The 14,959-nt window shown below is 44.6% G+C and carries 14 protein-coding genes; 8 read left to right on the forward strand and 6 right to left on the reverse strand.

All coding sequences use genetic code 11. The annotated features are described in order from the left end of the window. Position 1 precedes the first annotated feature (1 nt). The 3 genes from RXX31_RS17540 (at position 2) to asnB (ending at position 4,883) form a co-directional block, all read left to right on the forward strand. A complete protein-coding gene (locus RXX31_RS17540; protein WP_317590948.1) occupies positions 2-1,216 on the forward strand; it encodes an ROK family protein in 1,215 nt (404 codons plus the stop codon). Between the two features lie 165 nt (positions 1,217-1,381). Then, positions 1,382-2,971 (forward strand): cation:proton antiporter family protein, encoded by a 1,590-nt coding sequence (locus tag RXX31_RS17545; protein ID WP_317590949.1) that lies wholly within the window; start codon positions 1,382-1,384, stop codon positions 2,969-2,971. A 247-nt stretch (positions 2,972-3,218) separates the two neighbouring features. Next, positions 3,219-4,883: an asparagine synthase B gene (asnB, locus tag RXX31_RS17550; protein WP_317590950.1), complete on the forward strand. Its 1,665-nt coding sequence runs from the start codon at positions 3,219-3,221 to the stop codon at positions 4,881-4,883. Between the two features lie 66 nt (positions 4,884-4,949). Here the strand turns inward: asnB and rfaH are convergent, their stop codons facing one another. Beyond that, positions 4,950-5,450, reverse strand: a complete 501-nt coding sequence (rfaH, locus tag RXX31_RS17555; protein ID WP_317590951.1) for a transcription/translation regulatory transformer protein RfaH — start codon at positions 5,448-5,450, stop codon at positions 4,950-4,952. A gap of 328 nt (positions 5,451-5,778) precedes the next feature. On the opposite strand from rfaH, the gene RXX31_RS17560 reads away from it, so the two are divergent. Continuing rightward, entirely contained in the window at positions 5,779-7,167 is a 1,389-nt protein-coding gene (locus RXX31_RS17560; protein ID WP_317590953.1) for a peptide MFS transporter, read from the forward strand. A gap of 67 nt (positions 7,168-7,234) precedes the next feature. Here RXX31_RS17560 and hemH read toward each other — a convergent pair whose 3' ends face one another. The 3 genes from hemH to htpG all read right to left on the reverse strand — a co-directional run bounded on the left by hemH (position 7,235) and on the right by htpG (position 11,227). Next, on the reverse strand, positions 7,235-8,197 hold the full coding sequence (gene hemH, locus RXX31_RS17565) for a ferrochelatase (protein WP_317590955.1): 963 nt from the start codon (positions 8,195-8,197) through the stop codon (positions 7,235-7,237). 163 nt (positions 8,198-8,360) lie between these two features. After that, entirely contained in the window at positions 8,361-9,005 is a 645-nt protein-coding gene (gene adk, locus RXX31_RS17570) for an adenylate kinase (RefSeq protein WP_317590956.1), read from the reverse strand. 317 nt (positions 9,006-9,322) lie between these two features. Then, positions 9,323-11,227, reverse strand: coding sequence for a molecular chaperone HtpG (gene htpG / locus RXX31_RS17575; RefSeq protein WP_317590957.1), 1,905 nt, complete (start codon positions 11,225-11,227; stop codon positions 9,323-9,325). A 273-nt stretch (positions 11,228-11,500) separates the two neighbouring features. On the opposite strand from htpG, the gene RXX31_RS17580 reads away from it, so the two are divergent. From RXX31_RS17580 to RXX31_RS17595, 4 genes are read left to right on the forward strand one after another with little or no spacing between them, the layout of a single operon-like run. After that, positions 11,501-12,376, forward strand: coding sequence for a transcriptional regulator (locus tag RXX31_RS17580; RefSeq protein WP_317590958.1), 876 nt, complete (start codon positions 11,501-11,503; stop codon positions 12,374-12,376). A gap of 12 nt (positions 12,377-12,388) precedes the next feature. Further along, on the forward strand, positions 12,389-12,904 hold the full coding sequence (locus tag RXX31_RS17585; protein WP_317590959.1) for a regulatory protein ToxS: 516 nt from the start codon (positions 12,389-12,391) through the stop codon (positions 12,902-12,904). A 44-nt stretch (positions 12,905-12,948) separates the two neighbouring features. Next, entirely contained in the window at positions 12,949-13,704 is a 756-nt protein-coding gene (locus RXX31_RS17590; protein WP_317590960.1) for a sulfite exporter TauE/SafE family protein, read from the forward strand. A 48-nt stretch (positions 13,705-13,752) separates the two neighbouring features. Beyond that, complete coding sequence (locus tag RXX31_RS17595) at positions 13,753-14,031, forward strand: SelT/SelW/SelH family protein (RefSeq protein ID WP_317590961.1); 279 nt, start codon at positions 13,753-13,755, stop codon at positions 14,029-14,031. Positions 14,032-14,088: 57 nt separating this feature from the next. On the opposite strand, the gene yfcE is transcribed toward RXX31_RS17595, so the two are convergent. Both yfcE and RXX31_RS17605 read right to left on the reverse strand, forming a co-directional pair. After that, positions 14,089-14,634 carry a phosphodiesterase gene (gene yfcE / locus RXX31_RS17600; RefSeq protein ID WP_317590962.1) on the reverse strand — a complete coding sequence of 182 codons (546 nt, stop codon included), beginning with the start codon at positions 14,632-14,634 and terminating at the stop codon, positions 14,089-14,091. 58 nt (positions 14,635-14,692) lie between these two features. Beyond that, complete coding sequence (locus tag RXX31_RS17605; RefSeq protein WP_317590964.1) at positions 14,693-14,902, reverse strand: hypothetical protein; 210 nt, start codon at positions 14,900-14,902, stop codon at positions 14,693-14,695. Between the last annotated feature and the right edge of the window lie 57 nt (positions 14,903-14,959).

A 14,959-nucleotide genomic window follows, 5' to 3' on the forward strand; every position in this document is an offset into this window, starting at 1 on the left:
CATGAATGGCGGACAAATTGGTAATGTAGATTTAGTAAAACAGCTTAACAGCGCTGCGGTATACAGGCTGATAGATCAGCAAGGTCCTATCTCCCGTATTCAAGTCGCAGATGTTAGCCAGCTGGCTCCCGCGAGTGTTACCAAAATAACCCGCCAACTTTTAGAGCGTGGCTTAATTAAAGAAGTCGCGCAGCAAGCTTCTACAGGTGGCCGTCGAGCAATCTCGCTGACCACCGAAGTCAAACCTTTTCATTCGATCGCAGTTCGTCTCGGACGTGACTACATTCAGTTCTGCTTATACGACTTAGGCGGCACCGCTCTAGCCGAAGATCAGCATGAACTGCACTACACCAATCAGGAAGACTTGATTGATGGATTAATCGAATTACTGAAAAGCTTCATTAATCGTAACCAAGATAAAATTGATCAGCTGATTGCCATTGGTATTACTTTACCAGGCTTGGTCAACCCATCTACTGGTGTGGTTGAGTATATGCCAAATACAGATGTTGATAATCTGGCTCTTGGCGAAATCATCAGCGAGAAGTTTAATACCGCTTGTTTCGTTGGGAACGACGTTCGCGGAATGGCGTTAGCTGAACATTACTTTGGCGCGAGCCAGGATTGTCAGGATTCCATTTTAGTCAGTGTTCACCGTGGTACGGGAGCAGGCATCATTGTTAATGGCCAGGTTTTTCTCGGCTTTAACCGTAACGTCGGTGAAATTGGCCATATCCAAATCGACCCGCTGGGTGAACAGTGTCAATGTGGTAATTTTGGTTGTTTAGAAACGGTTGCGGCAAACCCTGCAATCATCCATCGTGTAAAACAGTTAATCGCGCAAGGTTACGAATCCAGCCTTACCGAGCTTGAAAACATCACCATTCAAGATGTGTGTGAACATGCAGTTAACGGTGATGAACTCGCGAAACAAAGTTTAGTTCGTGTTGGTAATCAGCTAGGTAAAGCGATTGCTATCACTATTAACTTATTTAACCCACAGAAAATTGTTATCGCTGGTGACATTACGGCGGCGCAAGAGATTGTATTCCCGGCCATTAAACGTAACGTGGAAAACCAATCACTAAAAACATTCCATAACGCTCTTCCAATTGTTGCCTCACAAATCGACAAGCAGCCGACCATGGGGGCTTTTGCCATGATCAAGCGTGCAATGTTAAACGGGGTTTTGTTACAAAAGTTATTGGAAGACTAAGTATATTCCATCAATTGAGTTACAATCTCGGGCTGTGCTTGCACAGCCCGTTTTTGCATATCAGGAAACTCAACCCTATTTACGGCAAACTTTGCCATGCTCTAAGCGACTTTTCCTGCGCAATGACCTGACTTTAATTTATTGGCATGGGTATAACTTATCAGTATGGAAATAATTCTAATAACAACCGCATTTTTGGCTGGTTTTGTTGCCTTAAAGTGCTCGCTTCCACCTCTCGTTGGCTTCTTACTGGCAGGATTTGGACTGCATGCGTTTGGCTATCAAAGCAACGAAGTGATCGTTGACCTAGCCGATCTCGGCGTAACCCTCTTATTATTTACTATCGGTCTAAAACTCGATGTAAAAACACTGTTATCAAAAGAGATCTGGGGAGGTGCGACAGCACATAACATCCTCTCCACCGCGGTGTTCACCATCGCACTCTCCGGCTTAAAACTACTCGGTCTTACTTCGCTGTCCGGTATGGATATTGGCCAGATTCTGTTACTGGCTTTTGCTTTGTCGTTTTCGAGTACCGTTTTTGCAGTTAAAACACTGCAGGAAAAAGGTGAGATGAGCGCTACTTATGGCACCATCGCGATCGGCATTCTGGTCATGCAGGACATCTTTGCCGTTGTATTTCTGACCGCTTCGACTGGCAAAATTCCAGAATGGTATGCGATTGGTCTGTTTGCCCTACCGCTGCTACGCCCTCTGTTTTATAAGTTGCTGGATAAAGTTGGCCACGGTGAGATGTTGGTATTATTCGGCATATTCTTCGCGCTTGTCGTCGGTGCAGGTTTATTTGAACTCGTAGGCATGAAGCCAGATCTTGGTGCGCTTATTTTAGGCATGTTGTTAGCAGGTCACCGTAAAGCATCTGAGCTTTCTAAATCCCTGTTTAATATGAAAGAGCTGTTCTTAGTTTGCTTCTTCTTGAATATTGGATTATCGGTATCGCTGAGTTTTACCGGAATTGCACTCGCCATTTTATTCATTTTCTTACTACCGATAAAAGGTTTGCTGTACTTTTTAACTATTAACTACTTTAATTTTCGGGTCCGCACATCGCTACTTGCGTCACTATCGCTGTTTAACTACAGCGAGTTTGGCCTGATCGTCGGTGGTCTTGCCTACAAAATGGGCTGGATGCCAAGTGACATGCTCGTCGCAATCGCCGTTGCCGTATCACTTTCATTCATTATCGCTGCGCCACTCAACCGCCTGAGCAACAAAATTTATCAACATTCTGGCAAGTGGCTACAAGAGACTGCGGCTGAGAAGCTTAATCAACGTGATCAGCTGATCAACCCAGGGCATGCTCAGGTTCTAATCCTTGGTATGGGTCGCATAGGGACGGGGGCTTATGATGAGTTATGCTCTCGTTACGGGAAAATCTCTCTTGGAGTAGAAGTTCGCGAGGATGCTGCCGTTAAACACCGCGCCGAAGGTCGTAATGTTATTTCCGGTGATGCCACAGACCCGGACTTTTGGGAGCGTATTCTCGATACAGGACACGTCCAGCTGGTGCTATTGGCAATGCCTCATCACCAAGGTAATCAGACCGCATTGGAACAGCTGCAACGTCGACACTATAAAGGTCAGATAGCCGCAATTGCAGAATACCCAGACCAACTTGACGGCTTGCTTGAAAATGGCGTGCATGCGGCGTTCAATATCTATAATGAAGCCGGTAGTGGTTTTGCTAGGCATGTTTGTCAGCAACTTCAGCCCAAGTTTGCACCAATAAAGTAAGCACTCATGTGAATAACCTAAAAAGCCTTCATGCAAAAAGAAGGCTTTTTTTGTCTTCTTTTTATACCAAACCTTGATTTCATCCACCAAAAACCAGAAATTATTAGAAATTATTTACCCACAAGGGTCTTTTATCTTTTTTTTAATCACAAAGCGTTGCTTTTTTTACTCAAACTGGCAAATTTAAGCCATACCGATTAGAAATCGTTTAGTTTAAAGAAATTGTTTAGTTTAAAAAGGAAGTTGTATGTGTTCAGTATTTGGCATTTTAGACATTAAAAGTGACGCAGCAGCGTTACGCCCTATCGCATTAGAAATGTCGAAAAAGCTTCGTCACCGAGGCCCAGACTGGTCTGGTATCTATTCTTCAGATAGAGCAATTCTGGCTCATGAACGCTTGGCTATTGTTGGCCTAAATAGCGGAGCACAACCACTATACAGCCCTGATAAAAAGCTAATCCTTGCGGTAAACGGTGAAATCTACAACCACAAAGAAATCCGTGCACGCTACGAAGGTAAGTACGAATTCCAAACTGACTCAGATTGTGAAGTTATCCTTGCACTATACCAAGATATGGGTGCAGACCTTCTTGAAGAACTAAACGGTATTTTCGCTTTCGTTCTTTACGATGAAGAGAAAGACGAATACTTAGTTGGTCGTGACCACATTGGTATTATCCCTCTTTACCAAGGTCATGATGAGCACGGCAACTACTATGTTGCTTCTGAGATGAAAGCACTGGTACCTGTTTGTAAAACCGTGGGCGAATTCCCTCCAGGTAGCTACTTAAGCTCTAAAGACGCAGAACCACAACGTTACTACGTTCGTGACTGGAACGAGTACGCTGCAGTTCAAGGTAACAGCACGAGTAAAGAAGAACTAACTGAAGCGCTTGAAGCTGCAGTAAAACGCCAACTAATGACTGACGTACCATATGGTGTGCTTTTATCTGGTGGTTTGGACTCTTCTATCACCTCTGCAGTCGCGAAACGTTTTGCAGCAATGCGTATCGAAGATGATGAAAAGTCAGCAGCTTGGTGGCCACAATTGCACTCATTTGCGGTTGGTCTTGAAGGCGCTCCAGACTTAAAAGCAGCACGTGAAGTTGCTGAACAAATCGGTACTGTGCACCATGAAATGACTTACACCATTCAAGAAGGTCTTGATGCGATTCGTGATGTGATTTACCACATCGAAACGTATGATGTAACAACAATCCGCGCTTCAACTCCAATGTTCCTAATGGGACGTAAGATCAAAGCGATGGGTATCAAAATGGTACTGTCAGGTGAAGGCGCCGATGAAATCTTTGGTGGCTACCTATACTTCCACAAAGCACCAAATGCGCAAGAGTTCCACGAAGAAACGGTTCGTAAACTGCTAGCTCTAAACATGTTTGACTGTGCTCGTGCGAACAAATCACTCGCAGCTTGGGGTGTTGAAGGTCGTGTACCTTTCTTAGACAAAGAGTTTATTGACGTTGCAATGCGCCTAAACCCTGCTGACAAAATGTGCGGCAACGGCAAAATGGAGAAGCATATCCTACGTGAGTGTTTTGAACATTACTTGCCAGAATCTATCGCTTGGCGTCAGAAAGAGCAGTTCTCTGATGGTGTTGGTTACGACTGGATCGACACGCTTAAAGCAACTGCAGAAGCGAAAGTTACCGATCAGCAAATGGAAACAGCGAAGTTCCGCTTCCCTTACAACACACCAACCACGAAAGAAGGTTATGTGTACCGTGAAATCTTTGAAGAACTATTCCCACTGCCATCAGCAGCAGAATGTGTTCCGGGCGGTCCATCTGTCGCTTGTTCTTCAGCAAAAGCGATTGAATGGGATGAGTCGTTCCAAAACTGTGTAGACCCATCGGGCCGAGCAGTACAAAACGTTCACAACGACGCTTACTAAGCAACAGACACGAATAGAATCTAAAAGGGCTGGTTAAAAACCAGCCCTTTTTTATATCTCAAGGTGTTACGTCAAGTCTAAATCACTATTGTCAATACTGACAGGGACTCGCTTGGTTATCATCTGCACCAGCATGATTGAACGTTTCTCGCCATCTTGTTCCTGGAAGATGGCATCAATACCAGCGAACTGACCACTTTTGACCCGAATCTGATCACCGCGCTTAGGCATACCTTCGCAGACTGCTTTTTGATGACAGCATTTTTCTATTTGCTTTAGCTCAGCGACCAGGTCACCTTGAATTTCTTTTGGCTGCGCACCAAATCGGACAAAATCAACAACACCGCGTGTTGAACGAACGGATGTAAAGTTCGGTCCTTCCTCGTAGTCAAAACGAGCAAACACATATGATGGAAACAGTGGCTCTTCGACTTTTTGTCGCTTACCACGTAATATTTTCTCGACTTCAACGGTCGGATAAAAGCACTCCACCCCTTGAAGTTCAAGGTGCTGTTTCGCCCTAACCTGCTCCCCTCGTTTACAATAAAGTAGATACCAACGTTTCATTTTTTACTAGCCAATTCTATTTTTTCAGCATCCTAGCATTAAGCCAGTGTTGAGTCATGAGCAATTACTTTATCTACAGAATTATAAATAAATATCGCTCACAGAAATCAAATTCTCTTCAACCGTTGTACAAACATCCTCCACTCCCAAAAATGGAAAATTAGTTTTACCCACAACGAAGAACCATAAATTATTCCACATACAACCGATAAAACAGTCACTTATACAAACCAAACCGCACTTACGCAAAATTTATCATTTGTTAACTGTTAAATATAAAGGTATATATTTGTCTCGAAAAATGTAACAACTATTATTAAAAGATTCTATGTCAAACCAACATCAATATTTTGGCCACCCACGTGGCCTGTTTTTACTGTTCGGCACCGAATTGTGGGAACGCTTCTCTTACTATGCAATGCGTGCCATTCTCGTCCTTTACCTCACAGATACCACAATGAATGGCGGACTGGGCTGGTCAACTAAAGACGCATTAGACCTTTACGGCATCTATACAGGACTTGTTTACATCACGCCACTCATTGGTGGCTACCTGGCAGATAACTATCTAGGACAACGCCGCTCCATTTTGCTTGGCGGCGCTTTGATGGCTATTGGTCAATTTACTTTGGCATTACCTGCAGATGCGCTAGGACTGGGTTCTCTTCACACCTTTTATTTAGGTCTTGCGCTTTTAATCTCGGGTAACGGCCTGTTCAAGCCAAACATTTCTACTATGGTTGGTGACCTCTACAAAGAAGGTGACAACCGCCGCGATGGCGCATTCACCATCTTTTACATGGGTATCAATCTAGGGGCTCTGCTTGCTGGTGTCGTTTCTGGTTCCGTTACCAACTCTTTCGGTTGGAAGGCGGGTTTCGTTGCTGCGGGTATCGGTATGCTTATGAGTCTTGTGATGCAAATGACTTTCGCTCAATCATGGCTAGGTGATATCGGCCGTGAACCAGCGGCTAAACGCGCGTTAGCAAATCAGAAATCAACTAAGAAGCAGCCACTTACTAAAGAAGAAGTGGATCGCATTAAAGTGATTTTGGTCATGAGCCTTTTCACCATCGTATTCTGGGCTGGCTTTGAGCAAGCAGGTGGCCTGATGAATATCTATACACAGCAATACACTGACCGTATGATTGGCAGTTTCGAAGTGCCTGCGGCCTGGTTCCAGTCACTTAACCCATTCTTTATCATTACGCTTGCACCTGTTCTTGCGGTGCTATGGGTGAAGCTGGGTAAACGTGAGCCAAACTCACCGGTAAAATTTGCTCTAGCGATGTTCTTCTTAGCTCTCGGCTTCCTATGTATGGTGGGGGCGGTACTGGAGCAAGGCGGCGACACCACGGTGAAAACTTCAATGCTATGGCTGGTTGGTGCCTTCTTCTTCCATACCCTGGGTGAACTTTGCCTATCTCCGATCGGCTTGTCTCTGGTCACCAAGCTAGCGCCTCTGCGTTTGGCATCACTAATGATGGGGGCATGGTTCGGTTGTAATGCGATTGCAAACTACGTCGCTGGCTATGTGGGCTCTCACGTTGGTGAACTCGGTGCGATGGCAATCTTTAGCGGTATTGCAGCGAGTGCAACTGTCAGCGGCCTTATCCTGCTACTGTTCTCCAATACGCTAGTGCGCTGGATGCACGGTGCTGAAAGTACATCAAGTAATGCAGAACAAGTAGAAGAGCAACAAGTACAAGTGGCTTAAACCATCATTCAAACTAAAAAGGGTCGCACTTGCGACCCTTTTTGTTAGAACCTTTTCAGGACAACGATTACAGCTTATTACGAACCAACTCTGCCATCATCTCAATATGTCGGTCATCATCATTCAGACAAGGAATGTAATTAAACTGCTCACCACCTGCTTCTAAGAAAATGTGTTTGTTTTCTCCTGCGATTTCTTCTAACGTTTCCAAACAATCCGAAGAAAATGCTGGTGTCATGATATCAATCTTTTTAATACCCTTGGCAGGCAACGTTTCCAGAGTTTTATCAGTGTATGGCTGTAGCCATTCTTCACGCCCAAAACGGGACTGATAAGCCATTCCTATCTGCGTTTCATTCAATCCAAGCGCTTCACCCAGCAAACGAGTGGTCGTTTCACAATGCTGAGGATAAATGTCACCGTTATCTGCATAGCGCTTTGGAATGCCGTGGTAAGAACATAACAGATACTCACCTTGCCCATGTTCAGCCCAATACGCTCGCACTGATTGAGCCAAGGCATCAATGAACATAGGATGATCGTGATAATCGCGAATTAAGCTATATGCAGGTATGACTGGTAATTGTTTAAATGCTTTGGTTATTCCATCAGAAACCGCTGCTGTTGTCGTGCCTGAATACTGAGGATATAAAGGCAATACGATAACCTCATCAACATCTTGTGCCAGCAAGGCTTCAAAGCCCGCTTGTAAACTTGGATTACCATAAGTCATACCTAGCTCTACGGGCATATCTAACTGCTGAGCCAGTTTCTTCGCTTGGCGCTTTGAGTACACCATGAGCGGTGAGCCCTCTTCCATCCAAACGGACTCGTAAAGCTTGGCAACTTTTGGGGCACGTATCGGTAAAATAACCCCGTGCAAAATTGGACACCATAGCCATCGTGTCATGTCGACCACACGATGATCATGAAGAAACTGGCTCAAGAAGCGCTTTACAGCAGGAGCAGTTGGTTCGTCAGGCGTCCCTAGGTTAACCAGTAGCACACCTTGTTTTTTTATTTTTGGCATAGCGTCCCTTTGTTTCCAGCTTAAACCAATGCCAGCCACTCTAATCAGTAACAATAAAAAGATATGACGGGGATTGGTATTATAAATATGTATAAAAAAAGCGACCTTACGGTCGCTTAACTATAACAAAATTCTTAAAAATTTTGATAATAGGTATTAACTATTATGCTAATGCCTTCTCGATATCAGCACTCACTTCAGCAACTTGTTTAGTACCATCGAATTTTAGGTACTTAGTTTTGCCAGCTTCTGCTTCTTTACCGTAGTAGTTGATAAGTGGTGCAGTTTGCTCATGGTAAACGCCTAGACGTGCACGTACTGTTTCTTCTTTATCGTCATCACGAACAACAAGATCTTCACCAGTTACGTCATCTTTACCTTCCACTTTAGGTGGGTTGTAAACAACGTGGTAAGTACGACCTGAAGGAAGGTGAGCACGACGACCCGCCATACGCTCAACGATCACATCGTCAGCAACGTCGAATTCAATAACGTAATCAACGTCAACACCCATTTCTTTTAGGCCATCAGCCTGAGGGATAGTGCGAGGGAAACCGTCAAGTAGGAAGCCTTTTGCGCAATCGTCTTGAGCAATACGCTCTTTGATAAGGCCAAGGATGATTTCATCAGAAACTAGCTGACCAGCGTCGATAACAGCTTTTGCTTGTTTACCAAGCTCTGTACCTGCTTTGATCGCCGCACGAAGCATATCACCAGTAGAGATTTGTGGAATACCGTATTTTTCCATGATGAAGTTTGCTTGTGTGCCTTTACCTGCACCTGGAGCACCTAGAAGAATGATGCGCATGATTTATCCTCTTTAATATTTAAGATTTATACCGAAGCTCACAATAGCCTGCCTGCTCAGGGTTAAAACCTAAGCAGCACTCGCAACGATAAGTTTCGGTATAACGTTAGGCGGCAAAAATACACGCCTTGTGACTGACATTCAAGTCACAGATTCTAACACAGGTTATGTGAGCAAAGAGTGAATTAAGACTAAAGAATGTTAACAACCGCATCTTTCTGCCACTATTGACCATTAACTCAACACCTGTAATGCAAATTTATGCGTTAACAAACAAAAAGCTCGCGATATGCGAGCTTTTTGATGTCTAGCGACTATTAAACCTTAGTCAAAAGTTGATTGATCGCACCTAAGAACTGCGCAGGATCTTCCATAGAACCACGTTCAGCAAGCATCGCCTGTCCTAGAAGTACTTCAACCCAGCGGCCAAATGCTTCCTCGTCAGCTTCATCAGCCATACGCTTAACCAGTTCATGCTCCGGGTTGATTTCGAAGATGTACTTCACTTCTGGTACCGCTTGACCTGCCGCCTCAAGAAGCTTAGCCATTTGTGTCCCCATCTCGTAATCATCCGTCACAACAACCGCTGGCGTTGACGCCAGTTTAAAGGTTGTACGAACTTCTTTTACGCGATCGCCTAGGTAAGACTTCGTACGTTCAACGACTGACTTAAACTCTTCCTCGGTCTCTTTCTGCTTTTCTTTCTCAGCTTCGTCTTCGAAGTTGCTCAGATCCAGACCCGCTTTGGTGATTGACTGGAACTGCTTACCGTCAAACTCAGTCAGGTAGTTCATCAACCACTCATCGATGCGGTCGTACATCAGGATAACTTCGATGCCTTTTGCTTTGAACTGCTCTAAGTGAGGGCTGTTTTTCGCTGCCGCATAGCTGTCTGCTGTCAGGTAGTAGATCTTATCCTGGCCTTCCTTCATACGCTCAACGTAGTCAGCCAACGCGACGGTTTGCTCAGCAGAGTCAACCTCGGTAGAGACAAAACGTAACAGACCAGCGATCTTCTCTTTGTTTGTGAAGTCTTCAGCCGGGCCTTCTTTTAGTACCAGACCGAACTCTTTCCAGAATGACAGGTATTTCTCTGAATCATTCTTCGCCATGCGCTCTAGCATAGTCAGCACACGTTTGGTACAAGCATTACGCAGTGACTGAGTCACTTTGTTGTCTTGCAGAATCTCACGCGATACGTTGAGTGGAAGATCGTTTGAATCTATCAAACCACGTACAAAACGCAGGTAAGACGGCATAAACTGCTCAGCATCGTCCATGATGAATACACGCTGGACGTACAGTTTCAAACCAGACTTATGGTCACGGTTCATCATATCCCAAGGTGCTTTGGATGGGATGTACAACAGACTGGTGTAGTCGTTTTTACCTTCTACACGGTTATGACTCCAGACCAAAGGATCCGCGAAGTCATGAGAAACATGCTTGTAAAACTCGTGATACTCTTCTTCTGAGATATCCGATTTATTACGAGTCCACAGTGCTTGAGCTTTGTTGATTTGCTCCCACTTTTTCTCGCCCGTTTCGTTACCTTCTTCATCACGTACCGTGGTTTGGATAGAAACCGGGATACCGATATGATCAGAGTACTTACTGATCACTTCACGCAAACGCCATTCGCTTAAGAACTCTTTACCTTCTTCACGCATGTGCAGAATGATATCAGTACCGCGAGACTCTTTTACGATGTTTTCGATGGTATATTCACCTTCACCCGCAGAGTGCCATTGCACGGCTTCTTCAGCGGAAACACCTGCAGCACGAGTTCGTACAGTAACCGCATCTGCGACAATAAACGCAGAGTAGAAGCCGACACCAAACTGACCAATCAATTGTGAGTCTTTGCTTTGGTCTTCAGACAGTTTTGAGAAGAAGTCTGCCGTGCCAGATTTTGCAATGGTACCCAGATGCTCGATCACATCATCACGGCTCATGCCGATACCGTTGTCAGAGACCGTTAGGGTATTTGCGCCTTCGTCAAATGACAGTTTTACACCAAGATCAGCGTTGCCCTGATATAGATCTGGGTTAGACAGGGCCTGAAAACGCAATTTGTCTGATGCATCTGATGCGTTAGAAATCAGCTCACGCAAAAAGATCTCTTTGTTGGAATAAAGAGAATGGATCATTAGATGAAGTAGTTGTTTTACTTCTGATTGAAAACCACGAGTTTCTTTATTTTGAGATACAGTTTCGCTCATGTTTGCTCCATAACATCTAAACTAACCAGCCACCTCAGGGAGAAAAGTAAACACCTCAACTCCGTGAAATAGCGTTTCTAATATGTCATGTAACATGTGGCTGACAAATGTAAATTCAAGGTCAATCCAACTAAAAACAGTGTTTTTTTACAAAAATTTAATTATCCTACCCGGCTAAAAGCATCTAAAACGTCGTGCATATCCCATACGCATAGCTTAAATTTGTGATATAAATCACTATAATTTCAACATCATCCATCTAAGAAGAACTAAATGACTAGCATTGGCACCAAATTCCTACTTGCTCAAAGGTTTACTTTTGACCCAAATAGTAATTCGCTCGCTGACCAACAAAATGGCACCGACGTTGTACGATTAGGAAGCAACGAAAGCCGCATTCTCTTGATGTTGGCAGAAAGACCCAACGAAGTGTTAACCCGTAACGAACTCCACGAGTTTGTCTGGCGTGAGCAAGGTTTTGAGGTGGATGACTCAAGTCTTACTCAAGCGATCTCCACTCTGCGTAAGATGTTGAAGGATTCAACAAAATCGCCACAGTTTGTAAAAACGGTCCCAAAGCGCGGCTACCAGCTGATCTGTTCTGTAGAGCGAATCAATCCGCTTTCCTCTGTGCTTAACTCAGAAACTGAAGAGCTAGCTTCAGACGATGAGTCAGACAACACAGAAAGTGAGATCATATCGAATCCGCCACCAGCAGAATCTATCTCGGAAACAAAGGTAGACAATGAACCTAGCCGTGAGCAACTTCAGGTTCAGACTGGTAGAAGACCAAATGCGTGGTTATCTCGCCTAATGATATTGGTAGCCATATTACTGCCAATTAGCGTATTGTTATTCACTAATCCTGCTGAATCCAAGTTCCGCCAGGTAGACATCTATCAAAATGTACCTGTGCTAACTCCGGTGAATCACCCGCAAATTAATGACTGGCTGCCTTCAATCAAGCAGTGTGTTGAACGCTACGTGGAACATCACGCAAAGGATTCATCACCTGTTGAAGTCATCGCAACGGGGGGCCAGAACAATCAATTGGTACTTAACTATATCCATGACATTAACCACTCGTATGAGAACGTCACTCTGCGTATTGTTTCCGGTCAAAATGACCCAGCCGATATCTGTAAATAAGAGGAGGCCATTATGAAGATAAAGTTTGCATCTGCGGTTTTGGCCGTATCCGCTCTTTTCAGTGGTTGGTTATATTGGGGAAGTGACCTCAAAATTGAACAGGTCCTTACCGCAAACGAGTGGCAATCCGCCATGGTGACGCTCATTACCGATAAATTACCGAGCGACACGGTAGGTCCGCTGCGTAAGGTCAATGTAGAATCCAACGTGAAATATCTGCCGAATGGCGAATACATTCGTGTCGCCAACATTAAGCTTTTTGCCCAAGGTTCTACGGCAGAATCGACTATCAATATCTCAGAGAAGGGACGCTGGGAGGTCAGCGATAATTACCTGCTCGTTTCGCCTTCTGAGTTCAAAGACATTTCGTCTTCTCAGTCGAGAGATTTCTCTGAAGAGCAACTGCGCTTGATCACACAAATCTTCAGGCTTGATGCAGAGCAGAGTCGTCGTATTGACGTCGTTAACGAGAAAACATTGTTATTAACTAGCCTGAACCACGGTTCTACGGTACTGTTTAAAAACTGATTTTTTGCTTGAAGAGGGGGCGAGATGCCCCCTTTGTTGTTCATATGGACTGGCTAGACACATTCGCTCTCTTTTTTGGCTCACTTATCGCAAACACGTTGGCCTCGCTTTCCGGCGGCGGTGCGGGCTTATTGCAATTCCCCTTACTTATTTTTTTAGGTCTACCTTTTTCTGTCGCGCTCGGCACGCATAAAGTCGCGTCCGTGGCCCTAGGATTAGGGGCTGCAAGCACACATTTAAAAGCCGGTACGATAAAACTCCCCATAGCGCTATATCTGATCCTGGTCGGCAGTATTGGAGTCATTATTGGTGCCAATATCATCGTCCATATTCCTGATGGTATTGCAGAGAAGATGTTAGGTATCATGATTCTTGGCCTTGGTGTCTACTCACGGTTGAAAAAGCAGCTAGGGCAATCAGAGATGATGCGACACCGCGATCGGCTTGGTTGGATCGTAGGTGGCGTTGGGCTGATGCTGATTGGAATTATTAATGGTTCACTTACTGCCGGTTCTGGTCTGCTTGTTACGCTGTTTTTGGTTCGCTGGTTCGGGTTTGATTATAAACAAGCCGTCGCTTACACCATGATTTGCGTTGGGTTATTTTGGAATGGTATAGGTGGCGTCGCTGTCGTTCAGGCTGGCGCACCTATTCACTGGGCATGGTTACCCGTTTTGCTGTTGAGCTCTTTCTTAGGAGGAAGTTTGGGAGCTTGGGGGGCCACTAGATATAGCAACCGCGTAATAAAAATTGCCTTTGAGGTTCTTACCTTTGCTGTAGGAATTAAGCTGCTGGTTTAATGGTAAGCGTAGAAATTAACGGGCTATTGTAGTTAAAAGGAAAATAGAATGGAAAAAGCGGTTATTAACATTTACTACTGTCGTCAGTGCAATTGGATGTTACGTTCAACCTGGCTTTCACAAGAGTTGCTGCATACGTTCAGCGAAGAGATTGAATCCGTTACTTTACATCCAGATACCGGTGGTCGATTCGAAATCTTCTGTAATGGGCAGCAAATCTGGGAGCGTAAAAAAGATGGCGGTTTTCCGGAAGCAAAGGTCTTGAAACAGAAGGTCAGAGATATTATTGCACCAGACAGAGATTTGGGACATTCGGATTCAAAGTAAGGGAGTGCAGCACTCCCTATCATAGTTAACTAAAGAATCTCAAGCTGACTACAAACACTATATCTCTGTCTGTGCCAACACTTCACCCTTTGGCGTTTGTACTGTTAATGTCTTTCCATTCATCAAGCCATAGCTTCGTGGTAAGTCGTTGCGTGGAAACGTCATCGAACCAGGGTTGAAAACAGTAACACCATCTTGTAACTCCGCGACCGGTATGTGGGTGTGACCGTGGGCGATTACATCCCCTTGTTTCAATTCAGGGCGCTGACTGCTGTTGTATATATGGCCATGAGTTAAAAACAGGCGCTGACCAGACTCAAGTAACACCCAGGCATAGTCCATCATCATCGGAAAGCTTAATAGCATCTGATCCACTTCACTATCACAGTTACCTCGTACTGCAATAATCTGCTTGCTGTACTGATTCAAAAGATCAGCCACTTGAGCTGGATTATACCCTTCCGGTATTGGATTTCTTGGCCCATGGTAGAGAATATCGCCCAACAGAACCAAATGTTCCGCGCCTGATGCATTAAACAGGTCGATGGTTTCTCTCGTCGCAGGTAAAGAACCATGCAAATCTGAGGCAAAAAATAGTTTCACAGCATTATCTCCTCATAAAAACAGAGGCTATTCTACGCCATTCTGAACGCAGCTCAACTTACTGGTTACGTACAAACTCAATAAGCATTGGCAACAAGTAAACCCATGCTGCATAACCTACCCCTACGAGTACCAGCAACCAAAAAACCATTGAGATAAACTTTGACTTGGCTAAATGATTCAATGGGTCCGGCTCCCCACACCCCGGACAGGTATGCGCTCGTTTAGAAATCTGTTTTTCACAAACCGGACAAGCAACTAAAGGCATGATAAAAATCCTCGACTAAATACTTAGGGCACAAAGGATAAGTGCCAGCAAACACAT

This window comes from Vibrio sp. EA2 (genome assembly GCF_033042495.1).
Lineage (GTDB): Bacteria > Pseudomonadota > Gammaproteobacteria > Enterobacterales > Vibrionaceae > Vibrio.